This window comes from Pasteurella oralis (assembly GCF_002850605.1).
GTDB classification, from domain to species: Bacteria; Pseudomonadota; Gammaproteobacteria; order Enterobacterales; family Pasteurellaceae; genus Pasteurella; species Pasteurella oralis.
The window spans coordinates 103,967-129,023 of the sequence record NZ_NXGB01000003.1 but is presented as its reverse complement, the minus strand read 5'-3'; the positions used below and the strand labels follow the sequence as shown (position 1 = coordinate 129,023).

General features: G+C 38.3%; 20 protein-coding genes and 2 tRNA genes. 12 read left to right on the top strand and 10 right to left on the bottom strand.

The features are described 5' to 3' along the window. Positions 1 to 122: 122 nt before the first annotated feature. The gene (gene lysM, locus C0975_RS04935; RefSeq protein ID WP_101775283.1) at positions 123 to 566 is read right to left on the bottom strand and encodes a peptidoglycan-binding protein LysM; all 444 of its coding nucleotides are present in this window, start codon (positions 564 to 566) and stop codon (positions 123 to 125) included. 174 nt (positions 567 to 740) lie between these two features. Between lysM and ypfJ the strand changes: the two genes are divergently transcribed. The 6 genes from ypfJ to C0975_RS04905 all read left to right on the top strand — a co-directional run bounded on the left by ypfJ (position 741) and on the right by C0975_RS04905 (position 8,302). Continuing rightward, the gene (gene ypfJ / locus C0975_RS04930; RefSeq protein ID WP_101775282.1) at positions 741 to 1,568 is read left to right on the top strand and encodes a KPN_02809 family neutral zinc metallopeptidase; all 828 of its coding nucleotides are present in this window, start codon (positions 741 to 743) and stop codon (positions 1,566 to 1,568) included. Positions 1,569 to 2,071: 503 nt separating this feature from the next. Next, the gene (gene leuA / locus C0975_RS04925; protein ID WP_101775281.1) at positions 2,072 to 3,631 is read left to right on the top strand and encodes a 2-isopropylmalate synthase; all 1,560 of its coding nucleotides are present in this window, start codon (positions 2,072 to 2,074) and stop codon (positions 3,629 to 3,631) included. A 281-nt stretch (positions 3,632 to 3,912) separates the two neighbouring features. Beyond that, the gene (leuB, locus tag C0975_RS04920; protein WP_101775280.1) at positions 3,913 to 4,992 is read left to right on the top strand and encodes a 3-isopropylmalate dehydrogenase; all 1,080 of its coding nucleotides are present in this window, start codon (positions 3,913 to 3,915) and stop codon (positions 4,990 to 4,992) included. A gap of 226 nt (positions 4,993 to 5,218) precedes the next feature. Continuing rightward, positions 5,219 to 6,625 carry a 3-isopropylmalate dehydratase large subunit gene (gene leuC / locus C0975_RS04915; RefSeq protein WP_101775279.1) on the top strand — a complete coding sequence of 469 codons (1,407 nt, stop codon included), beginning with the start codon at positions 5,219 to 5,221 and terminating at the stop codon, positions 6,623 to 6,625. Positions 6,626 to 6,896: 271 nt separating this feature from the next. Beyond that, positions 6,897 to 7,502: a 3-isopropylmalate dehydratase small subunit gene (gene leuD, locus C0975_RS04910; protein WP_101775278.1), complete on the top strand. Its 606-nt coding sequence runs from the start codon at positions 6,897 to 6,899 to the stop codon at positions 7,500 to 7,502. Between the two features lie 341 nt (positions 7,503 to 7,843). Beyond that, positions 7,844 to 8,302 (top strand): pyridoxamine 5'-phosphate oxidase family protein, encoded by a 459-nt coding sequence (locus C0975_RS04905; RefSeq protein ID WP_101775277.1) that lies wholly within the window; start codon positions 7,844 to 7,846, stop codon positions 8,300 to 8,302. A 156-nt stretch (positions 8,303 to 8,458) separates the two neighbouring features. Here the strand turns inward: C0975_RS04905 and mreD are convergent, their stop codons facing one another. The 3 genes from mreD to C0975_RS04890 form a co-directional block, all read right to left on the bottom strand. Then, entirely contained in the window at positions 8,459 to 8,947 is a 489-nt protein-coding gene (gene mreD / locus C0975_RS04900; protein WP_101775276.1) for a rod shape-determining protein MreD, read from the bottom strand. After that, entirely contained in the window at positions 8,947 to 9,996 is a 1,050-nt protein-coding gene (gene mreC, locus C0975_RS04895) for a rod shape-determining protein MreC (RefSeq protein WP_101775275.1), read from the bottom strand. The genes mreD and mreC overlap by 1 nt, the downstream gene beginning before the upstream one ends. A gap of 78 nt (positions 9,997 to 10,074) precedes the next feature. Next, a complete protein-coding gene (locus C0975_RS04890; protein ID WP_101775274.1) occupies positions 10,075 to 11,130 on the bottom strand; it encodes a rod shape-determining protein in 1,056 nt (351 codons plus the stop codon). Between the two features lie 273 nt (positions 11,131 to 11,403). On the opposite strand from C0975_RS04890, the gene rnr reads away from it, so the two are divergent. Then, positions 11,404 to 13,797, top strand: a complete 2,394-nt coding sequence (gene rnr, locus C0975_RS04885) for a ribonuclease R (RefSeq protein ID WP_101775273.1) — start codon at positions 11,404 to 11,406, stop codon at positions 13,795 to 13,797. Continuing rightward, positions 13,798 to 14,535 carry a 23S rRNA (guanosine(2251)-2'-O)-methyltransferase RlmB gene (gene rlmB, locus C0975_RS04880; RefSeq protein WP_101775272.1) on the top strand — a complete coding sequence of 246 codons (738 nt, stop codon included), beginning with the start codon at positions 13,798 to 13,800 and terminating at the stop codon, positions 14,533 to 14,535. An 81-nt stretch (positions 14,536 to 14,616) separates the two neighbouring features. Here the strand turns inward: rlmB and sodC are convergent, their stop codons facing one another. Continuing rightward, the gene (gene sodC, locus C0975_RS04875) at positions 14,617 to 15,177 is read right to left on the bottom strand and encodes a superoxide dismutase family protein (RefSeq protein ID WP_101775271.1); all 561 of its coding nucleotides are present in this window, start codon (positions 15,175 to 15,177) and stop codon (positions 14,617 to 14,619) included. A gap of 72 nt (positions 15,178 to 15,249) precedes the next feature. After that, entirely contained in the window at positions 15,250 to 18,081 is a 2,832-nt protein-coding gene (gene uvrA / locus C0975_RS04870; protein WP_101775270.1) for an excinuclease ABC subunit UvrA, read from the bottom strand. Between the two features lie 167 nt (positions 18,082 to 18,248). Here uvrA and C0975_RS04865 point away from each other — a divergent pair, with 167 nt between their 5' ends. After that, entirely contained in the window at positions 18,249 to 18,764 is a 516-nt protein-coding gene (locus tag C0975_RS04865; RefSeq protein WP_101775269.1) for a single-stranded DNA-binding protein, read from the top strand. A gap of 265 nt (positions 18,765 to 19,029) precedes the next feature. On the opposite strand, the gene folD is transcribed toward C0975_RS04865, so the two are convergent. Further along, complete coding sequence (gene folD / locus C0975_RS04860) at positions 19,030 to 19,881, bottom strand: bifunctional methylenetetrahydrofolate dehydrogenase/methenyltetrahydrofolate cyclohydrolase FolD (RefSeq protein WP_101775268.1); 852 nt, start codon at positions 19,879 to 19,881, stop codon at positions 19,030 to 19,032. Positions 19,882 to 20,039: 158 nt separating this feature from the next. Between folD and C0975_RS04855 the strand changes: the two genes are divergently transcribed. Together C0975_RS04855 and C0975_RS04850 are read left to right on the top strand one after the other, a co-directional pair. Continuing rightward, positions 20,040 to 20,116: transfer RNA gene (locus C0975_RS04855), tRNA-Pro, on the top strand. Between the two features lie 29 nt (positions 20,117 to 20,145). After that, positions 20,146 to 20,222: transfer RNA gene (locus tag C0975_RS04850), tRNA-Arg, on the top strand. A gap of 607 nt (positions 20,223 to 20,829) precedes the next feature. On the opposite strand, the gene C0975_RS04845 is transcribed toward C0975_RS04850, so the two are convergent. From C0975_RS04845 to C0975_RS04835, 3 genes are read right to left on the bottom strand one after another with little or no spacing between them, the layout of a single operon-like run. Then, the gene (locus C0975_RS04845; RefSeq protein ID WP_101775267.1) at positions 20,830 to 22,110 is read right to left on the bottom strand and encodes a TRAP transporter large permease; all 1,281 of its coding nucleotides are present in this window, start codon (positions 22,108 to 22,110) and stop codon (positions 20,830 to 20,832) included. After that, positions 22,107 to 22,667, bottom strand: coding sequence for a TRAP transporter small permease (locus C0975_RS04840; RefSeq protein WP_101775266.1), 561 nt, complete (start codon positions 22,665 to 22,667; stop codon positions 22,107 to 22,109). Before C0975_RS04840 ends, C0975_RS04845 begins: the two co-directional genes overlap by 4 nt. Positions 22,668 to 22,691: 24 nt before the next feature. Next, positions 22,692 to 23,678, bottom strand: coding sequence for a TRAP transporter substrate-binding protein (locus tag C0975_RS04835; RefSeq protein WP_101775265.1), 987 nt, complete (start codon positions 23,676 to 23,678; stop codon positions 22,692 to 22,694). Between the two features lie 359 nt (positions 23,679 to 24,037). On the opposite strand from C0975_RS04835, the gene C0975_RS04830 reads away from it, so the two are divergent. Further along, a complete protein-coding gene (locus C0975_RS04830; RefSeq protein WP_101775264.1) occupies positions 24,038 to 25,051 on the top strand; it encodes a 4-hydroxythreonine-4-phosphate dehydrogenase PdxA in 1,014 nt (337 codons plus the stop codon). The last annotated feature ends 6 nt before the right edge of the window (positions 25,052 to 25,057 follow it).

Here is a 25,057-nt window from a genome sequence, read left to right as displayed (position 1 = left end):
TATAACGAGATAAAACACATCAGTCGAGAAAATGCCGAACAAAAACGTATATTTGTACATTTTTTGAACTAAAATAAAAAGGAAAGCATTGAGGGCTTTCCTTTCTCATGTTTACTGACTGATTACAGCGCTTTTGGTAAGCGGATTTTTTGTCCTGGAAAAATTTTATCAGCATCTTTGATGACTTCTTTATTAGCCTCAACAATCGCGGTATATTTTGTGCCATTGCCATAAGTTTTTTCCGCAATTTTCCACAACGTGTCACCCTTTTGAATCACATAAAATTCATCTTCACCCGCTAAACGTTCACCATTTTTAATGGTCACATTATCGACTTTCACTTCCGTAATACCTGCAACATTACCAGCCATCAATATCACTTTCTCTAACACGCTCGCTGAATCGACTGTGCCTTCAATAATTGCAACACCCTCTTCGACTTTCACAACAACATCTTCAATGCCTGGGTTGTCTTCTTTGATATGCTGAGCAACTGCATCAGCAGCATCTTCTTTTTTTGAAAATAGTTTACGACCAATCTCACCAACGAAATCAAATAATCCCATATTAAATTCCTCATTGTTATTAAATACTCGTCAACCACCTTAACTAAATAATTTGATGAAGTCCATTGTTAAGCAGAATATTTACACTATTTGAAAATTCTTTCTTAAATTTGACTGCACTTTAAGCAATTTGCGCTAGAATATTAGTTTTAAATTCAATGAAAGGGTATTCACATGCGTTGGCGTGGTCGTAGAGAAAGTACAAATGTGGAAGATAGGCGTTCCGCAGTAGGTCATGGTGGAGGTAAAAAATCGGGCATTCTAGGCTTAATTATCCTCCTTATTAGTGCCTATTATGGTATTGATTTATCAGGCTTAGTCGGTACACCAGATCTTGGTTTACAGCAGTCTTCTGCTCTTAATCAACAAGAAGAACAAGAACTAAATAGCTTATCTCGCGTAGTACTGGCTGACACAGAAATTGTGTGGGATAACTATTTTGCTCGTCACAATCAACGCTATCAAGCACCTATTATGGTGTTATATAACGGTGTTACTCATACTGCTTGTGGCACAGGACAATCCGCGATCGGACCATTTTACTGCCCAAATGATAACAAAGTATATCTTGATTTATCCTTTTATAGTGACATGAAACATAAGCTTGGTGCCGGTGGTGAAGCAGCTTTCGCTTATGTCATTGCCCATGAAGTCGGACACCATATTCAAAATCAATTAGGTATCCTTCCACAAGTCAACCGTCTACGTCAACAAACAAACCAAAGCGAAGCGAACCGCTTATCAGTCAAATTAGAATTACAAGCAGACTGCTTTGCTGGGGTGTGGGGACACCAAGCAGCGAAAACAGGTTTATTTGAAAGTGGTGATATCGAAAAAGCCTTTAATGCTGCCGAGGCAGTTGGTGACGATCGTTTACAAAAACGCAGCCAAGGTTATGTTGTACCAGATAGCTTTACTCATGGCACTTCAGCACAACGTTTACAATGGTTTAAACGTGGTTTAAATACAGGTGATCCGAACCAATGTAATACATTCCAATAATGTCTACTCATTTTCATCGTTGTTAAAAGTACGGTCAAAAAATATAACATTTTGACCGTACTTTTTGTTAATTTTTTGTAAAAATAAAAAACAAATATTTTGTATCTTATCTAAACAAAAGCTAGTACAAAACTGCATCCACAACCAAAATAACAGAATTAAAATTCAAAAATTAAAAAACAATTAGAATTTAACACTAATGAAATTATAATAAATGCACTAAAAAGCAAATTAAATACCAAATTTTTATTTGACAGCCCGTTTTTTATCAGTAAGATGAGAAACATCCAGTTTCCAATAATGGTTTGATTTTATGTGCAATATTGTTTCTTTATCACTCAATCTTCTGCTCTCACCTCAGTTGTGCGGCTAAGTTGTGGATAAAAAACAGTAAACAAAAAATCCAATCAATTTGACCCGCACTAAATAGGCGGGTTTTTTTATCGAAATTTTCTAAAAACACACCGCACTTTAGTCAAAAAACTAAACGTAAGGAACACAACATGGCAAACAATAATATCATCATTTTCGATACAACATTACGTGACGGTGAGCAAGCCTTAAAAGCCAGCTTAACAGTAAAAGAAAAATTACAAATTGCGTTAGCGTTAGAGCGTTTAGGCGTTGATATAATGGAAGTCGGCTTCCCCGTTTCTTCGGCAGGAGACTTCGAATCTGTACAGACTATTGCGCGCCATATTAAAAATAGTCGTGTTTGTGCATTATCTCGTGCTGTAGATAAAGATATTGATGCTGCTGCTGAAGCCTTAAAAGTTGCAGAAGCATTTCGTATTCATACCTTCATTGCAACCTCAGCATTACATGTAGAGAGCAAATTACGTCGTACTTTTGATGATGTGGTGGATATGGCAATTCAGGCAGTAAAACGTGCCAGAAATTATACTGATGATGTTGAATTTTCTTGTGAAGATGCGGGGCGTACTGGCGTTGATAATATCTGTCGTATTGTTGAGGCTGCTATTAATGCTGGTGCAACAACCATCAATATCCCTGATACAGTAGGTTACACTTTACCAACCCAATTTGGCGACATTATTCATAATGTGATGAACCGTGTACCCAATATCGATAAAGCAATTGTTTCAGTGCATTGCCATAACGACTTAGGTATGGCAACAGCAAACTCCTTAACAGCGGTGCAATATGGTGCAAGACAAATCGAATGTACGATTAACGGTATTGGCGAACGTGCAGGTAATACGGCATTAGAAGAAGTCGTGATGGCAATCAAAACTCGTCAAGATATATTCAAGGGATTAGATAGTAAAATTAATACTCAAGAGATTCATCGTGTTAGCCAAATGGTGAGTCAACTATGCAACATGCCAATCCAGCCAAATAAAGCTATCGTGGGTTCTAACGCGTTTGCACATTCATCGGGCATCCATCAAGACGGTATGCTAAAACATAAAAATACTTACGAAATTTTATCTCCAGAGAGTATTGGCTTGAAAAAAGAACAATTAAACTTAACTGCCCGTTCTGGGCGCGCAGCAGTAAAAAGTCATATGGAAACAATGGGTTATCAAGAAAGTGACTATAATTTAGATAAACTTTACCAAGCCTTCTTAAAATTGGCGGATAAAAAAGGTCAGGTTTTTGATTACGATTTAGAAGCATTAGCATTTATCGACATGCAGCAAGGCGACGAAGATCGCTTAACCTTAGATGTGATCACTTCACAATGTATTAGCCACTTACCTGCTTCGGCATTTGTGCAAGTTGAATTAGATGGTAAGAAAGTCAGTCAAGTATCAAACGGTGGAAATGGTCCAGTGGATGCAGTTTACAATGCGATTTTGGCGATCACAGGCCTAGAGATAAAAATGTTGAACTACAATTTAACAGCTAAAGGTGAAGGTGCAGAAGCTTTAGGGCAAGTAGACATTGTAGTCGAACACGATGGCAGACGCTTTCACGGTGTTGGTTTAGCAACAGATATTGTCGAATCCTCCGCTAGAGCATTAATCCATGCCATCAATGCGATTTATCGTTCACAAAAAGTAGCAGATTTAAAATTACATAAAATTGCAAGTGTATAAAAAAACACCACACTTTTGCAGTAGTGTGATGGTTTTCCTTCTAAACCACTGAATGGAATTCATATTTTTAAGAAAATTTAGCCTGTTTGAACTAACGAGGTTGGTGAGTTCTAAACTTCTCGTCAAAAAATGTGAATAGAAAGAGGGGAAAAAAACTTAGCAGGGTTATCTTTCTTTATGGTTATTTTTCTTTGACAAAACAAAGAAAAGTAGCAAATAACACAAAGCAAATAAACAAGCTTAAGACAATCAAGTTTAATCAAAAAACAAAGGAATCCTAAATGCAAACATTCAATATCGCCGTCTTAAGCGGTGACGGAATTGGTCCAGAAATCATGGCAGAAGCCATTAAAGTATTAGATGTTGTTCAACAAAAATACCATTTCAAATTAAACTACCGCATGTTTGATGTAGGTGGAATTGCGATTGATCGCCATGCTACACCACTACCAGAGGCTACGTTAAAAGGCTGCGAAGAAAGTGATGCAATTTTGTTTGGCTCAGTTGGTGGTCCGAAATGGGAAAATCTACCACCAACTCAACAACCTGAACGTGGAGCATTATTACCATTACGTAAACACTTTGCGTTATTTTGTAATTTACGCCCAGCCACACTTTATCAAGGTTTAGAGAAATTCTGTCCATTACGTGCCGATATTGCAGCGAAAGGCTTTGATATGGTGACTGTACGAGAATTAACAGGTGGCATTTATTTTGGTCAACCAAAAGGCCGTGAAGGCGAAGGAGCTACTGAAAAAGCCTTTGATACAGAAGTGTATCACCGTTATGAAATTGAACGTATTGCTCGTGTTGCTTTTGACACCGCGATGAAAAGGAGCAAACACGTCACGTCAGTTGATAAAGCTAACGTATTAATTAGCTCCGTATTATGGCGTGAAGTCGTCACTGAAGTCGCAAAAGATTACCCAAAAGTGAAACTAGATCATATCTATATTGACAATGCGACTATGCAATTGATCAAACAACCTGAATTTTTTGATGTTTTACTGTGTTCAAATATCTTTGGTGACATCATCTCAGATGAATGTGCCATGATCACAGGTTCGATGGGGATGTTGCCTTCTGCTAGTCTTAATGAACAAGGATTTGGTCTATATGAGCCTGCTGGTGGTTCAGCACCTGACATTGCAGGCAAAGGTATTGCTAATCCAATTGCACAAATTCTTTCTGCTGCCATGATGTTACGTCATAGTTTTAACTTAAACGATGCGGCCACAGCAATTGAAAACGCAGTGAAAAAAGTCCTCGTAGAAGGACACCGGACCGCAGACTTAGCCGATGAAAGCCAACCCATTTCAACCAAAGCAATGGGCGATTTAATCGCACAAGCGGTGAAATAAAACTTTTAAAAAATTGACCGCACTTTTCATTGATATTCAGATAAATTCCCTTCGGTTTCGCCTGAGTGTCAGGAAACTTTTAGGAAAATGTCCTTTAAGTAAAGAAAAGCAAAATCGCAGGGGCACCTTTCTTTTGGTTACTTTTCTTTGGTCAAACAAAGAAAAGTAATAGAGAAAGCATGAAGAATAACATCATTAAATCCCAAACTTTATTAGGAATAATACAATGTCCAAAACCCTATACGAAAAACTCTTTGACGCTCATATCGTCCACGAATCTGCTGGTGAAACACCGCTGATTTATATTAATCGCCATTTGGTACATGAAGTCACATCGCCACAAGCCTTTGATGGTTTACGAGCAATGGGACGAGCAGTTCGTCAACCAAGTAAAACTGTCGCAACAATGGATCATAACGTGCCTACTGATAGCCGTGATTTAGCTGGCTCTGGTGAAATGGGGCGTATTCAAATGGTGGAATTAGCCAAAAATACCGATCAATTTGGTATCACCCTTTATGATATTAACCATATCAATCAAGGGATCGTACATGTTATGGGACCTGAACAAGGCTTAACCTTACCCGGTATGACCATTGTATGTGGTGATTCTCACACTGCAACGCATGGCGCATTTGGAGCATTAGCTTTTGGTATTGGTACCTCGGAAGTAGAACATGTGTTAGCCACCCAAACCATTAAGCAAGCCCGTGCGAAAAAAATGAAAATTGAGGTACGCGGTAAAGTACGTGAAGGCATAACAGCTAAAGATATCGTGCTAGCTATTATCGGCAAAACAACAATGGGTGGTGGCACAGGGCATGTTGTGGAATTCTGTGGTGAAGCTATTCGTGATCTTTCTATGGAAGGTCGCATGACTGTGTGTAATATGGCGATTGAATTAGGTGCCAAATCGGGCATTATTGCGCCAGATGAAACCACATTTGCTTATTTGAAAGATAAACCCTATGCACCAAAAGGTAAAGATTGGGATGATGCTCTCACTTATTGGCAAACGTTGTATAGCGATGACGATGCGCAATTTGACACAATAGTGACTTTAGAAGCTAGCGACATTCAGCCTCAAGTTACTTGGGGAACGAATCCCGGACAAGTCATTGGTATTGAGCAAACCATCCCCAACCCTGCTGAGATGGCTGATCCAATCGAACGCCAATCAGCAGAAAAAGCTTTGGCTTATATGAACTTACCACATAGTATCAAATTAACAGATGTTACGATTGACAAAGTTTTCATTGGTTCTTGCACTAATTCACGTATTGAAGATTTGCGTGCAGCAGCAGCGATAGCTAAAGGGCGTAAAGTCGCAGCAGGTGTCCAAGCTCTCGTCGTACCCGGCTCAGGTTTAGTACGTGAACAAGCAGAAAAAGAAGGCTTAGATAAAATCTTTATTGAAGCAGGTTTTGAATGGCGCTTACCAGGCTGTTCAATGTGTTTAGCTATGAACAATGATCGACTCGTACCAGGTGAGCGTTGCGCTTCAACAAGTAACCGTAATTTCGAAGGGCGCCAAGGGCGTGGAGGACGTACTCACTTAGTTAGCCCAGCAATGGCAGCGGCGGCAGCGGTTTATGGTAAGTTTGTTGATATTCGCAACGTGGAATTAAATTAAACTTGTTAAAATCAACCGTACTTTTCACAGCTACTCAACGATCACCCCATGTAAACTTGCCCAAATGCAGTGGGAATTTTTAGGGGAATAATGTTGCGTAGCAAAGTGGAGACAACTTATTTTCCGTGAAGAAAATCCACACGGAAAGAGATAAAAGTAGTTTAATCAGAGTGTGTTTTTACTCCTTTTTTGTACAAGCCAAAAAGAGAGAGGACGCAAGTAACGATAATGGTAAAAGTAAAGATAACAGTAATTAAGAGAGAAAAACGATATGCCTAAAGAATTTAAACAACATACTGGTATCGCTGTTCCACTTGATGCGTCGAATGTCGATACCGACGCAATTATTCCAAAACAATTTTTACAAAAAGTGACTCGAGCTGGCTTTGGCGCGCATTTATTCCATGAGTGGCGTTTCTTAGATGATGAAGGAAAGCAACCCAATCCAGATTTCGTACTTAACTATCCTCGCTATCAAGGTGCAAGTATTTTATTAGCTCGTGAAAATTTTGGTTGTGGTTCTTCTCGTGAACACGCACCTTGGGCGCTCGATGATTATGGTATTCGTGTCATTATTGCACCAAGTTTTGCTGATATTTTTTACGGTAATAGTTTAAATAACCAGATGTTACCTATTCGTTTAAGTGAGCAAGAAGTAGACGAATTATTTAAATTTGTAGTCACCAATGAAGGGGCGAAAATTACTGTAGATTTGGAAGCACAAACAGTCAGGGCAAATGGCAAAATTTATCCATTTGAAATCGATAGTTTCCGCCGCCATTGCTTATTAAATGGTTTAGACAATATTGGCTTAACATTACAACATGAAAGTAAAATTGCCGAATATGAAAGTAAAATTCCTGTATTTTTACGCTAATTTTAAAAAAGAGATGGAATCCCATCTCTTTTTTAATTTCAGATCTCAATTTTACTTCACATCAATTGGTTCCTTTAAGTGATCATTTGCATTAACAGTAATCTGTTAACTAATCACGAATAAAATTAAAACAGCTTCTCTGCCAACAAAAGATAATCTTCATTCCTTTTGTCAACTCCATGTATTTCATTAAATAAAAAAAACAAGTACATTTATCCGGAATAACAAAAATAGCTATATCCTTGTATTCCCTGATAAAAGTTATTTACTCACTGTACAAAATTGTGTCAGAATACCAAGGATTTTAAAAAACGCTTTTGTAAAAATAATGAGAATAAAACATGCAAAAACGCCTTGTGGACTTTATTAAAAAGCAATATGCATTTACTCTTGCCTGTACAGAAAACGACTTACCTTGGGCAAACGGACTTTACTATGTCTTTGATGAAGACTTGAAGCGATTAATTTATGTGACTGGTGAACAAACTCATCATGCTAAAATCATCATGAAAAATCCTCAAGTAGCAGGGACGATTTTTGTTCCTACTCGCTTTGTTCCTTCATTGCAAGGTGTGCAATTTACTGGCAAATCCAAACAGCTCTATGGTAAAGAAGCGGAAACTGCTTTCCAACTCTACGAAGAGACTTACTCTCATCAGCTCATCCGCCGACTTTCAGTATGGGAAATTGAATTAGAATATGTACGTTTAGTCGATAATTCATTAGGATTATTTAGCACAATAGAATGGAAAAAGGGACAAGAAGTTGAAGAGGAAGATCTCAGTTTATTTCTTAAATAATATTGTGACTGATAATACAACACCAATTCAATCAAAAAGGCAGCTTAACATCAGCTGCCTTATTTTTAGCTCCAAGTTAGACGATCTTTCACAAGAAAGAAATTCGCTCATCTGAGTCAAACAGAACAATAGTATAAAATTACTCACAATTTATTGTTAACGTAATTGTAATTGGCGACGAATACGGCGAAGTAATAGAAAGACCCAAGGCCATAATAGACCACTCGCCAGCGCCCCATAAATCTCTTGCCAATTAAATGCAGCACTATGCAAGAATAGTTCAATTAGAAAAATGCTAATTCTGATAGCAAATACAAAGCAAACTACGAGCAAGCTTTGCATCCACAAAGATAAATTACGTAAAATCAGGTGATTTAAAGCAACTAAATAAATAAACACCGATAAGACTAATGCATGTACACCTAAAATTGAGCCAAGTACTAAATCCCAAACCACACCAAGTACAAATGCCGTTCCAATACTCACTTTATTTGGTACTGAAAGCGCCCAGTATAACAAGACTAAGACTAACCAAGCTGGTTTAAAATTTTGGAAATCTGCAGGCCAAGGCGCAATTTCCATCACTAATGCCACAATAAAAGTACAAATGAGGATTAACCATTGTAATAAAAAGCGCTTTTCCATTACTCTTCCTCTCTTTGTTGTGGCTCTGACACAGGTAATGCTTGATTATTTTCGGCTGGATTCTCTAAGATTGGGTTAACATCTTCCCCTACAGGTAAATGATTATCTACTTCTTCTTTTACTAATGTTTTTTTCACTTTATCCGCTTCTGCGCCTTGGTTTTCTAAACGTTGCTGTACTGTGCGACGAATATCCTCTGGTGAAATAGATTGAACTTTTCGCATCTCTTCATTCGTTGGCCACAATAATAATACGTAACGTAAGCGTTCTATAGAAGCCAATGGTTTTGCCGTGACTGTAGCAAAATAATTTTGCCCATCACGTGATACAGATTCAACAATTGCAACAGGATAGCCTTCCAAAAAACGTCCACCTAATCCCGATGTAACCAATAAATCACCTTTTACAATATCCACTGAACGAGGCACATTATCTAACGTTAATTCATCATTACGTCCTGTGCCACTTGCAATTAAACGCACATCATTGCGTAATACTTGTACTGGAATCGAATGGGTTACATCAGTCAATAACAATACACGACTCGTATTTTCGCCCACAGAAACAATTTGTCCAACGATACCTTTTTCATCAATAATTGGCTGACCAACATAAGCGCCATCACGCTGCCCTTGATTGATAACAACTTGTTTACGATAAACATCGGTTTCTGCGGTCAGTACTTCAGCAATTTTCTTATATTCATCAGTACGTAAAGGTGAGTTAAGGAGTAAACGAAGACGCTGGTTTTCGACTTTAAGTTGATCTAATAACAATAAATCTGCATTTTTTTCGCGTAGCTGATCACGTAACACTTTGTTTTCAATTTGTAGTTTATTCGTATCAACTAAGTTATCAGACACTTCATCCAGTACAGTACGAGGTGTATTAGCAAGGTAATATAATCCACCAATTGCTGTTTCCATAACACTACGAGCTTTAATCATCGCATTAGTTTGTCCATCAGACACAATTAATGCGATAGATGCAATAATAGCTAAAATTAAACGAAGACCTAAAGGCGGAGCCTTTCCAAAAATGGGTTTCATACCTGAATCAGACTAGTAATGTCAGCAATAAAAAGGTGAGGAAAAGTGCGGTCAAATTTACCGCACTTTTGTATGAAATTAAATATCGTCACTAAAAATATCGCCACCGTGCATATCAATCATTTCTAACGCTTCACCACCACCGCGTGCAACACAAGTTAATGGATCTTCAGCAATAATGACTGGCACGCCAGTTTCTTTCGAAAGCAACGCATCAATATTACGAATAAGCGCGCCACCGCCAGTTAAAACCATACCGCGCTCAAAAATATCTGCAGCATGCTCTGGCTGGCATTCTTCTAGTGCTGTACGTACTGCCGCAACAATACCATTTAAAGGCTGTTGAATAGCTTCCAATACATCACGAGAAGTTAATTTAAAGGAACGAGGTGCCCCTTCTGCTAAATTATGACCATGCACCTCAATTTCACGAATTTCATCGCCATCTTGGATACATGCAGTTCCAATCTCTTGTTTAATACGTTCTGCAGTTGGCTCACCAATAATTGAACCAAATGTTTTGCGTACATAAGAAATAATGGCCTCATCAAAACGATCACCACCAATGCGTACAGAAGAGGAATAAACGATACCATTTAATGAAATCACTGCCACTTCAGTAGTACCGCCACCGATATCAATCACCATTGAACCTGTTGCCGTCGATACAGGTAACTTAGCACCAATAGCGGCTGCCATTGGTTCTTCGATTAAATAAACTTCACGCGCACCCGCGCCAATAGCGGATTCTTTAATCGCACGGCGCTCAACCTGAGTCGCGCCAGCAGGTACACATACTAAAACACGTGGACTTGGTCGCATAAAGTTACCGCTATGTACTTGTTTAATAAAATATTGCAACATTTTCTCAGTCACAAAAAAATCGGCAATTACCCCGTCTTTCATTGGGCGGATTGCGGCAATGCTTTTGGGCGTACGTCCTAACATCAATTTTGCATCTTTACCGACAGCAGCAATACTTTTTAACGCACCAGAACGCTCTTGCCGAATAGCCACGACAGAAGGCTCATCTAAGACAATACCCTGCCCTTTAACATAAATGAGAGTATTAGCTGTACCAAGATCAATCGACAGATCATTTGAAAATAAACCACGAATTTTTTTGAATAACATAAGAATTCCGCTGAACTAAATTGAATGATGAATACTCGAGTTTGAGTATTGAAAAAATTGTCATAAATGTACCAAAAAATGTACCTTTATAACAGAAAATTTTCTGTAAATTATCGAAAATTGCCTTGTCTTTCCTATTTAAGCATTCTTTAATAGCATAATATCCAATTGATTCTCTCTCTACCTAGTATTGTGCTTGCTTTCACGGTAGCGGAGTGTCAAACTTGCGCTAGTTTAATGTATGTCGTTTTTCATTTGAAAAAGGAACAACCTATGTCAAAGATTAAGAAAAGTAAGTTATCGCAAGATCCTAACTATCAAGAAGAACTTGCCAAATATGAAAACCCTATCCCTAGCCGTGAATTCATCCTCGACATTATTCGCCAACATAATGCCCCTATTTCAAAAGAAGAGTTATTCGCCATATTTTCACTTAAACAAGAAGAACAACAAGAAGCCATGCGCCGCCGTTTACGTGCGATGGAAAATGATGGGCAACTTGTTTTTACTAAACGTAAACGTTATGCCCTACCAGAAAAATTAGATTTATTAAAAGGCAGCGTATTAGGTCATCGTGATGGCTATGGTTTTCTACAAGTGGAAGGCAAAGACAGCGATTGGTTCATCCCAAATAACCAAATGCAACGTGTCATGCATGGCGATTATGTGCTTGCTCAACCAAATGGATTTGATCGACGAGGTCGCCAAGAAGTCCGTATCGTCCGTGTATTACAACAACGTAAAAAACAAATTGTAGGGCGTTTTTTCCTTGAAGATGGTATTGGCTATGTTGTGCCTGATGATAGTCGTATTAATCGCGATATTTTGATCCCAAATGAACATCGTCAAGGTGCACGTATGGGACAAGTCGTCGTAGTTGAATTAAAACCTCGTACTGCGACATTTACTCAACCTGTCGGTATGATTACTGAAGTACTGGGCGAAAACATGGCAAAAGGTATGGAAGTTGAAATTGCGATTCGTAATCACGATATCCCACACCAATTCCCTGAAGCGGTGTTAAAACAAGTCGCAAAACTCAGTGAAGAAGTACCAGAACAAGCAAAAGAAGGTCGCGTCGATTTACGTCAATTCCCATTAGTGACTATTGATGGCGAAGATGCACGTGATTTTGATGATGCGGTTTTTTGTCAGAAAAAACGAGGTGGTGGCTGGACCCTTTGGGTCGCAATTGCTGATGTGAGCTATTATGTGCGCCTACGTAGCGCACTAGATGCCGAAGCACATGCACGCGGTAACTCGGTATATTTTCCAAACCGAGTTGTACCAATGCTACCCGAAATTCTCTCTAATGGACTTTGTTCACTCAATCCACAAGTCGACCGTTTATGTATGGTCTGTGAGCTTAACGTTTCAACTAAAGGCAAAATCACGGGTTATACATTTTACGAAGCTGTTATGAACTCGCATGCACGTTTAACCTATACCAAAGTTGCACGTATTCTGGAAGGTGATCAAGAGTTATGCGAGCGTTACCATAACCTCGTTCCGCATTTACAAGAACTACACAAAATGTATCAAGCACTTATCGCAGCAAGACATCAACGCGGTGCCATTGATTTTGAAACTATTGAAAGTAAATTTGTTTTTAATGAAATGGGACGCATTGAACGTATTGAACCTGTTATTCGTAATGACGCACATAAAATCATCGAAGAATGTATGATCTTAGCCAATATTGCAGCGGCTAGTTTTGTTGAAAAACACCAAGAACCTGCTCTATTCCGTATTCATGCAGGTCCAAGTGAAGAAAAAATTACCGCTTTCCGCGGTTTCTTGAATGAATGTGGTTTAGGCTTAGGTGGTGGTACGAAACCAACAACCGCTGATTATGCCGAATTGTTAGAGCAAGTACGAGAACGTCCTGATCATGAACTGATTCAAACTATGTTATTGCGCTCATTAAGCCAAGCTGTTTATTCACCTGATAATATTGGTCATTTTGGTCTGGCTTTAGAAGAATACGCGCATTTTACTTCACCAATTCGGCGCTATCCTGACTTAACCCTCCATCGTGGCATTAAATATATTTTAGCTAAATTAAAAGGTTCAAAACGCAAAACAACCGATACTGGAGGATATCATTATTCCTTCGATGAAATGGATCTATTAGGTGATCATTGCTCAATGACTGAACGTCGTGCCGATGATGCGACTCGAGATGTTGCTGACTGGTTGAAATGTGAGTACATGCAAGATCATGTCGGTGAAGAGTTTAGTGGTGTTATTTCTTCTGTCACTGGCTTTGGCTTATTCGTACGCTTAGATGATTTATTCATCGATGGTTTGGTACATATTTCGACTTTAGATAATGATTATTACCAATTTGACTTAGCTAAGCAGCGCTTAATTGGTGAAAATAGTGGTATGATCTATCGACTTGGTGACAAAGTACGTATTAAAGTAGAAGCCGTGAGTCTTGAACAACGTCAAGTGGATTTTTCTTTAGTGGCAAGTGAACGCAAGCCACTACGCCAAGGTAAAACCTTAAAAGATAAAATAAAGAAAAATCAGCGTTATGCAGAAAGTATTGAAAAGCAACGCAACAAAAGCAAAGGACGCCAAAGTGCGGTCAGAAAATCAAAAGTTTCAAACAAATCATCTAGCAACAAAACAAAGTCAAAATCAGCCAAAAAGAGAAAATAAATGAGTGAAAATATTTATGGCATTCATGCAGTGGGTGCGTTTTTAAATCATGCACCAGAGCGCTTAATTGAAGTCTATGTTTTAAAAGGGCGCGAAGATAAGCGCTTACAACCACTGTTAAATGAACTACATAATTTAGGCATTTCAGTGCAATTCTTAAACCGGCAAACCTTAGATAAAAAAGCAGACGGTGAAGTTCATCAAGGAATTATCGCTCGTGTACAGTCTGCTAAAGAGCTCAATGAAGCCGATTTAGATAATATTTTAGCCAATAAAACTCACCCATTATTATTAGTGCTTGATGGTGTCACAGATCCACATAATTTAGGTGCTTGTTTACGCACTGCTGATGCTGCTGGGGTTTGTGCAGTGATTGTCCCTAAAGATAAATCTGCACAGCTCACTTCTATTGCCCGTAAAGTTGCTTGTGGTGCAGCAGAAGTGATGCCTTTAATCCGAGTAACGAATTTGGCACGGACTTTACGTGATTTACAACAGCAGCATAATATTTGGGTCGTCGGTACTGCTGGTGAAGCAACAGAAACCTTATATCAAACCAAATTAACGGGAGGATTAGCTTTAGTAATGGGAGCTGAAGGCGATGGCATGCGCCGCCTGACTCGTGAGCATTGCGATCAATTAATTAGTATTCCAATGGCAGGTTCAGTTTCCTCTCTAAATGTGTCTGTGGCGACAGGCGTATGTCTATTTGAAATTGTGCGCCAACGTTTAGCTTAAAACTTTCACAAAACAAGACCGCACTTTAACTCATAAAAAGCCTAGCACAATGCTAGGCTTTTGATTGGTAGAAAACTCAACTTAGTTGATTACACCGCAAGCCATACGTGGACCGCCACCGCCTAATGGTGCAGGATGATCTGAGTGATTATCGCCACCAGCATGAATCATGATTGAACGACCTTTTACTTCATCTAAATGTTTTAAGCGCGGAGCTAACACAGGGTTAGTCGATGTACCATCTGCATTTACTGTTAACGCTGGTAAATCACCTAAATGTGCTTCATCAGACCATGGATAACCATGTTTACCTGCATTTTTCGGATCCCAATGACCACCCGCGCCTAAACCTGCAACAAGCTTGCCTTCTTTTTCTTTTGCTTCACAGCTTGGATTTTGGTGAATATGGAAACCATGTAAACCCACCGTTAATCCTTTTAATTCTGGTGTAAAGACTAAACCGTACGCGGATTCAGTAATCACAACTTTACCTGCATCCTGATTACCTTTGACTGGATCAAGTAACTCGACTTTCACTTCTAACATTTCACCACTGTGCTTATGATCTGCCGCATGGCTATGAGCAAATGCTGATGCTGCGACGCCACATGAAAGCATAAGTGCTAATACTGTTTTTTTCATATAACTCTCCTAAATTGAGTGTAAAATAATGCTAAATAGCCCTTGTATTTTAACGTAAAGCTATTTAAGTTTTTAGCCTTTTTGCAAAATAGTTTTTAAGAAACGTGCAGTATGTGAGCATTGTACCTCAGCAACCTGTTCTGGGGTACCTGTTGCAATGATCTGACCACCACCGCTTCCTCCTTCAGGACCTAAATCAATGATCCAATCTGCTGTTTTGATCACATCTAGATTATGCTCAATCACAACTATCGTATTGCCCTGATCACGTAAGCGATGTAACACGGTTAGTAGCTGCTTAATATCAGCAAAATGCAAACCTGTCGTAGGTTCATCAAGCACATACAAGGTTTTCCCTGTATCACGTTTTGATAATTCAGTTGCTAACTTCACGCGCTGTGCTTCACCACCAGATAAGGTCGTGGAGGATTGACCTAAACGAATATAAGATAACCCTACATCCATCAACGTCTGTAACTTACGTGCAATTTGTGGAATCGCATCAAAAAACTCACGTGCTTCTTCCACTGTCATTTCTAGCACTTGGTGAATTGTTTTGCCTTTATAACGAATTTCTAAAGTTTCGCGATTATAACGTTTGCCTTTGCATTGTTCACAAGGCACATAGACATCAGGCAAAAAGTGCATTTCAACTTTAATAACCCCATCGCCCTGACAAGCTTCACAACGCCCACCACGAACATTAAAACTAAAACGTCCGGGATTATAGCCTCGTGCACGTGCTTCTGGCACTCCTGAGAATAACTCGCGAATTGGTGTAAATAATCCAGTGTAAGTCGCAGGATTTGAACGCGGTGTTCGACCAATTGGACTTTGGTCAATATCAATCACTTTATCAAAAAATTCCAACCCTGAAATCGATTTATAAGGTGCATATTGTGTATTTTCTGCGCGATTTAAAGCATTTTGCGCCAAAGGAAATAAGGTATCATTAATCAATGTGGATTTCCCTGAACCTGATACCCCTGTCACACAAGTAAACAATCCCACTGGAATTTCTAAATTGACTGCTTTTAAGTTATTCCCTGTAGCACCATTTAATTTAAGTACTTTCTTCCTATCAAGTGCGGTCCGTTTTTGCGGAATTTCGATCTTTTCAATACCAGATAAAAATTTACCTGTAATCGAATGCGGATTTGCCATAATAGCTTTTGCTGTTCCTTCCGCAACTACTTGCCCCCCATGCACACCTGCTCCCGGACCAATATCAATGATATGATCTGCCGCCATAATGGCATCTTCATCATGCTCAACTACAATGACCGTATTGCCCAAATTACGCAAGTGAATCAACGTATTTAACAAACGTTCATTATCGCGTTGGTGTAAACCAATTGAAGGTTCATCTAATACATACATCACCCCCACTAAGCCCGCACCAATTTGGCTTGCTAAACGAATGCGCTGTGCCTCACCACCTGACAATGTTTCTGCTGAGCGCGAAAGAGAAAGATAATCCAAACCGACATTCACTAAAAACTGTAATCGTTCCTTAATTTCTTTCAAGATTTTTTCAGCGATTTGCGCCCGCTGCCCAGTTAAACTTAGCTCAGTAAAAAATTGTAGCGTTTCACCAATACTCTTCTCTGCTACTTCTGGCAAATTTGTGCTACCAATATACACATGGCGAGCTTCTTGGCGTAATCGAGAACCGCTACAATCATGACAAGGGCAAGTACTAATATTTTTGGCTAATTCTTCACGCACTGACATTGATTCTGTCTCTTTATAACGGCGTGACATATTATTCAAAATACCTTCAAAAGCATGGTGTCGTACAACAACATCACCACGATCATTCATATACTGAAATTCAATTTCTTCTTTACCCGAACCGTTTAAAATAATGTGCTGCACTCTTTTCGGTAATGCTTCAAATGGCAATTCAATATCAAAATCGTAATGTTTTGCCAATGAAGTCAGCATTTGATAATAATAAAAATTACGACGATCCCAGCCTTTCACTGCGCCACTTGCCAGAGAAATACTTGGATTTTGTACTACTCTTTTTTCATCAAAATATTGTTGCACACCTAGTCCATCGCAAGTTGGACAAGCACCCGCAGGATTATTAAAAGAAAATAAGCGTGGCTCTAATTCTGGTACAGAATAACCACAATGTGGGCAAGCAAAATTTGCAGAGAATACTAATTCCTCAGCGCTACTATCATCCATTGAAGCAACTACGGCTGTACCACCCGATAATTCCAATGCAGTTTCAAAAGATTCCGCTAATCTTGTGGATAAATCAGCACGCACTTTAAAACGGTCTACTACTACCTCAATAGTATGCTTTTTATGTAATTCTAATTTAGGTGCATCCGACAAATCACAAATCTCGCCATCAATTCGTGCACGAATATACCCTTGTGATGCAATTTGTTCGAGCAATTTCACGTGTTCACCTTTACGCTCCTTGACTACTGGCGCAAGTAACATCATTCGACTGTCCTCAGGTAAGCTCAACACTTTATCTACCATTTGACTAATTGTTTGTGCAGTTAACGCAACTTGATGAGTCGGACAGCGTGGCTCACCGACTCTAGCAAATAACAAACGTAGATAATCGTGGATTTCAGTGACAGTCCCCACAGTCGAACGCGGATTATGAGAAGTTGATTTTTGTTCAATCGAAATCGCGGGAGATAGCCCTTCAATATGATCCACATCGGGCTTTTCCATTAAAGACAAGAATTGGCGTGCATAGGCAGAAAGGGATTCTACATAACGACGCTGCCCTTCTGCATATAAAGTATCAAACGCCAAAGAAGATTTTCCTGAACCGGAAAGACCTGTAATTACAATTAATTTATCACGTGGAATAGTTAAGTTAATATTCTTTAAATTATGGGTTCTCGCCCCACGTACTTCAATTTTATCCATAAATATAAAAAGCCATTAGCAAGTGTTCAAATTGCGATCATTATCGCATATTCTCAAATAACTGTGCAAATATCCAGTTACACTTGTTTTAAACATAGATTTTTTTATTATTTTAGGGCAAAATAATAAGAATTTTCACCCCAATTCAAAATGAGAAAGAGGATTATATGGCTGGAGTAAATAAAGTAATTATCGTGGGAAATTTAGGCAATGATCCTGAAATTCGCACAATGCCAAATGGTGAAGCCGTAGCGAATATTAGTGTTGCAACAAGCGAAAGCTGGATTGATAAAAACACTAACGAACGTCGTGAAATCACAGAATGGCACCGCATCGTGTTCTACCGCCGTCAGGCTGAAGTGGCGGGGGAATATTTACGCAAAGGTTCAAAAGTGTATGTTGAAGGGCGTTTAAGAACGCGTAAGTGGCAGGATCAGAATGGCCAAGATCGCTATACTACCGAAATCCAAGGTGATGTTCTACAAATGCTAGACAGCCGCAACGATCGACCACAAGCAGGTGGCTATGCACCTCAAGCCTCTGCATCACAATACAATGCACCTGCTGGTGGCAACTATGGCAATAACTTTAGCTCACAACCTGCCCGTCCAGCACAAAAGCCCGCACCGCAAAATGAACCACCAATGGATATGGGCTTTGAAGAAGATAATATCCCGTTCTAAATCAGAATCAGAAATATCTATAAAAAGACGCTGCGCTATCAGTAGCGTCTTTTTATCACTTAAAATTCTGCTTAGCAAAGTCAACTCTGATCTTAAATGTTAATTTTTTCAACAAAAGTTATTGCTTCTTTTACACTATAATTTCTATTTTCAATAACATTCTGCTTTCCGACTTGCATGATTACCCTCTAGACTCAAATGTAAATAAATACACAAGCTAAAAAAAGACGGTCAAAATCGACCGCACTTTTTTCTCATCATCTGCTTATGATGTCTGCATTTCATAAGCTGCTAATGTATTAAACATTAACATTGCCACTGTCATTGGACCAACACCGCCGGGAACTGGTGTAATATAGCTGGCTTTTTCTGCTGCAACATCATATTCCACATCACCAACGAGTTTACCCTCGATACGATTGATACCAACATCAATGACCACTGCACCTTCTTTTACCCAATCACCATGAATAAACTGTGGCTTACCTACTGCCACAACTAAAATATCTGCTTGACGTACATGATGTTCAAGATCTTTGGTAAAACGATGAGTCACTGTCACCGTGCAACCTGCTAACAATAACTCTAATGCCATCGGTCTACCTACGATATTTGACGCGCCAACAATAACAGCATGTTGTCCATATAAATTAATACTCGTCGTTTCTAATAATTTCATCACACCGTAAGGAGTACAAGCGCGTAATGTAGGAATACGCTGACATAAACGCCCAACATTATAAGGATGAAAACCATCTACATCTTTTTCTGGTGCAATTCGTTCAATTACTTTCGTACTATCAATATGCTTCGGTAACGGTAGCTGAACTAAAATACCATCAACTTCTCTATCTTGATTAAGTTGCTCAATTAAAGCTAATAACTCATCTTCCGAAGTCACGTCAGGCAAGTCATAAGATTTGGACTGAATCCCAATTTCTGCACAACTTTTACGCTTACTGCCAACATAAACTTGTGAAGCGGGATCTGCTCCAACAAGAATTACCGCTAATCCTGGCGCACGCTTACCTTGTTGTATATATTGTTGTATTTTTTGTGCTATATCTGATTTAATTTTTTTAGACAATTCTGTGCCAGAAATCACTTGTGCAGTCATTAATCTGTCCTTTAATTTAGTGAAAGAAAACGTTTGCTATTTTGTCAGAAAACTAGTTCAAATGTAAGTGAAATTGAGATTAATTTGTGCGATTGAATGAAAAATAGAAAAAATTAATTGACTGGAATTAAAAGAAAACTATAATGCTACACATTCGTCGGCGAGTAGCGCAGCTTGGTAGCGCAACTGGTTTGGGACCAGTGGGTCGTAGGTTCAAATCCTATCTCGCCGACCACTTCCCCAATTTAGATATCCATTTGAAATGCGCCCTTAGCTCAGCTGGATAGAGCAACGGCCTTCTAAGCCGTAGGTCATTGGTTCGAATCCAATAGGGCGTGCCACATATATACTAAAAGTTCCTGCTTTAGCAAAATACTGGAAAATAAATTTTGTATTCTTGTTAGGGAACTCGGATTCAGTTCTCATTTTTTTTAACTCACTTCATTATATTGCAAGTTTATTTTTCTTTATTTACTCACATTTTCTCTTCTTCGCCCTTGCAATCACAAAACTTTTGATCTAGAATTTCCCTAACTTATTTTTAGCTCTTCTTTATGACTATATTTTAAATTAATACTAAAAGTATTTTTTTAACGGGGTAGCCAATACCTGCCAGTATTGGCTAGGATAATGGATATTAAGAACTTCCATTTGAAACAAATAAAAGCACACATATCTATTAAGGATTGATGAGTGTACTACTATCTGACTCCTTTTTCAATAAGACTGATATTTTAATCATATCCGTGCGAATAGTTCTTCAACAACAATACATAAGGAATTATATGCTAACGAAAGTAGTATATGTACATACTTATCTCAGATGTCGATTTGGACGAATTGAGAGAGTTCGAGCGCATTATCGCTCTAAACCTCATCAATAAGTGATAATAAGAACTAAAGGCCTAGATCAAACTAGGCCTTTTTTGGATACATCAATATCTCTTTTTAATATAATAGACTTACTACCCCTGTCGTTAATGCTGGAATATAGGTAACCATCATTAATGTCATCAACAATACTGCAATAAACCAAACATTATCTTTTGTCACACTCCAAATGTCTTTCTTAGCAATTGATGAGGCAGTAATCAAGACACTGGCTACTGGTGGCGTTTGCTGACCTGCTGCGATATTAAGGGTTAATATTATACCAAAGTGAATAGGATCAATGCCTAACTGGTTAATTAGTGGCATAACAATTGGGACAACGAGAATAATAGCTGCGGCACCATGTAAAAACATTCCAATAATAAATAGCATAATATTTAACATCATTAACACAACATATTTATTATCAGATATGCTCAAAATCGTCGATGCCATTTGCTGAGGAACTTGTTGTTCTGTTAAAAATAGACCAAGTACAGCAGAGGTTGCAACAAGTAACATGACAATAGACGTACCATTTACACTCTCAACTAATGCTTTATAAACTGCAATAATTGATAATTCTTTATAAATAAAGAAACCAATAATTAATGCTAATAATACTGCTAAGCCAGCGGCTTCTGTGGCTGTAGTAAAGCCTGAGATAATTCCTCCTAAAATAAGTACAGGTAATGTTAATGCCCAAAATGCATCTTTAAAAGCACTACATAATTTGCGTAAGCTAAAATGTTCTTCTCGAGGCAGGTTATATTTAACAGCGTAATAATAACACACCGCAAACATCCCTAATGATGCAATCCCACCTGCTGCAAGTCCTGCAATAAATAATTTCGAAATCGAAACATCAGCCATTGCACCATAAATAATCATTGGTAAAGATGGCGGGATGATGACAGCCAAAGAAGCAGAAGATGACGTCACTGCAGCTGAAAAACTAGAGCTATAACCTCTTTTTTTCATCGCTGGAATCAGGATAGAGCCTAATGCAGCAACATCAGCAACTGACGAACCAGAAATTTCAGCAAAGATCATTGAAACACCGACATTGACCATAGCAAGCCCACCACGGACAAAGCCAATTAACGCATTAACGAAATTGATTAATCTGACAGAGATCCCTCCTGTATTCATCAGCACGCCTGCAAGAATAAAAAGCGGAATTGCAAGTAATGAAAAATTAGAGGCACCATCAAAAACTGACAGTGCAACATTGTATACAGAATCAAAGCTATTAGTAGTTAACATACCGACTAAAGATACTATACCGATAGCAACAGCAATTGGCACATTAATCATCACAAGCATAATAAGACCAATAAGGACTAAGAATGCGATCATTGTATTTTCTCCCTTGCCATTTTCATCTCTACGTTACTTTCTACTTCTCTTAAGGCTTGTTCTATTTCTTCATCATCTTGTGTCTTGCCTTTCACCATAGAATGAAAAGCTTTTGGTATTGATAGCACTTCTGCAATAACAAATAATACACAACCAATTGGCAAAGCAGATTGCGCTGTTGCTAAAGAAATAAAATCAAGGCTCGTTAATGTTTCATCACCAAAAATAGATAGAACATAGAACCCAGCCCAAGCTAATAGACTAAAGAATCCAATAATTAGAACTTCTGTTATACAAAAAATTATTTTTCTTAGATGTATTGGTATTGAAGTAACAAAATTACCAAACCCCATATGATTACGATTTAGTGCACACAAAGCTGCCCCATAAAATGTAAGCCATGCCAGTAATATGGCAGAAACTTCGTCATACCAATATAATGATTTACCTAAAAATCGCGCAAAAATAGAGACAATAATGATTATGGTTAATGCGCTTAAAATAAGGACTGAAATAATGGTTAGGATTCTTTTTGCCAGATTAAATAATGTATCCATAAGAGTTTACTCCTGGTCATCTTCCTATTTAATCGCTTCCTGAATTTTATCTAACAGAGCCTTACCATTTGGTACTTCAGAAATAAACTCATCGTAAATCGGCTGGCTAGCGTCAATAAATGCTTGAATATCTACTTTATTAATCACCATGCCACTTTCAGATAATTTCTTCTCTAGCTCATTTTCTCGCTGTGCTGCTTGAGCATAGCCCCAAATTTGCGCTTCTTTAGCACCAGCTTCAATAATATGTCGTACGTTCTCTGGTAATTTTTTATAAGTATTAGTGCCCACTGTAAGATAGGCTGGAGAATATACATGGTTAGTAATACTCAGATACTTTTGTACCTCTTGTAACTTAGCTGCATAAATGTTGGTCAATGGATTTTCTTGACCATCTATTACGCCCGTTCTTAAACCAATAAATACATCTCCAAATGGAATTGGCGTTGGATTAGCGCCCCATGTTTTGAACATTTTCAGGCGCCAAGAACTACTTGGTGTTCTAATTTTCAGCCCTTTGAGATCTTTGGGCTTGTTAATTGGATGTGTATTATTTGTAATACTTCTAAAACCATTTTCCCAAAGCCCAATTATTTTATAGCCTTTCTTTTCAATTTCAGGCGCAATCAAAGGATAAAAAACATCTTTTTCAATCTTATTTAATTGCTCACGATTTGTGATCAAAAAAGGTAATTCAAAGATAGCCATTTGTGGAATATTTGTGGCAAGTGTTGAAGAAAGTAATGCGATATCGATAGTACCTAATTTCAATTTTTGTTGTGTATCTTTATCATTCCCTAATTGACCCGAGCCAAAAAACTTTAATTGATAGTTTAAGTTAGCTTGAGAGAGCTTGTTATTGGTTATTTCAACAAAATGCTGTGTCGTATCATACTGAAGCGAACCTAAACTGGCTGTCGTTGATACCACAAGATCTTTAGCTAAAGTAAAATGAGTGAGTAAAGATAGAGATGCTGCGATAGTTAATTGCTTAAATAATGATGCTTTCATAGTTAAAGCCTCCATTGGTGGTTTTATATCTAATAAGGATAAAAAGGCTTAATAAATCCCCCCTGCTTCATAAATAAATCATTTTAAGTATTTCATCAGCGTTCAATATAAACACTACAATTCATTTGTTCAATGGATGAAATAATGAATTTGTGATCGAAATCACGCTTTGACTCTCGTCAATAATGAGTTACAAGCGAAATCCTTTTGAATTTAAACCTATATTATCTGAGAAATAAATTCAATTATGTGAGATGTATCACATTATAAAAGTTAAAAATTTGGTTTAATACATCAAACAAAAGTTACAACAGAGATCTTTTGATCATCTATTTTATACCACATTTAGGAGAAGAATCATGACCAAAGCCACTATAGCACTGACTTTAGGCGATCCAGCAGGCATTGGACCAGAATTGGTTGCGAAGCTTTTAGCACAAGAAAATATTCGAGAAAAAGCAAACATCGTATTAGTTGCAGATAAAGACGAATTAGAAAAAGGAATGGAAATCGCAAAAGTGCGGTTTGTTTATGAAGAAATCTCTTTTAATAGTATGGCGCAATATGCATTTAAACGAGGCATTCCAGCCCTTATTGCACATAAATCTTCACATCCGACGCCTTTTGAATATGGCAAAGCAACAGAACAAAGTGGAGTTTATATACTAGAAACACTAAAAATTGCCTTAAACCTTGCCAAAATGGGTTACGTTCAAGCAATTTGCTTTGCTCCACTTAATAAACAAGCTATGCATAAGGGTGGATTGCGGTATCGAGATGAATTACACTGGTTTGCTGAACAAACTGATTTTAATGAATTCGTTTGTGAGCTGAATGTCGTTGATGATATTTGGGCAGCACGAGTCACATCTCACATTCCTTTCAAAGATATTGTGCCAAATTTATCAGTAAAAGCTGTGTTTGACTGCATTCATTTACTATACCGCTCTTTAGTACAAGCTGGTGTTGAGAAGCCTAAAATTGCAGTACAAGCTTTAAATCCACATGGTGGCGAAGGTGGTGTATTCGGTGATGAGGAAATGACAATCATTAAACCTGGTATGGAAAAAGCACGTCAAGCAGGCATTGATGTTTATGGTCCATTCCCAGGCGATACCACAATGCGTGAAGTAGAACGTTTAAAAATTAATGGTGTGGTATCGATGTATCACGATCAATTTTCTACCGCACTTAAAATTTTAGGATTTGAGCGTGGTGTCACTGTGCAAGGCGGAATTCCGATTCCTATCACAACGGCTAATCACGGCACTGCGTTTGATTTGCATGGTAAAAATGTTGCAATTCCGACCGCACTAGAAGCGGCATTTAATATTGCTGTGCGAATGGGAACAGGTGTGTTAAATCAAAAATAATCTTTG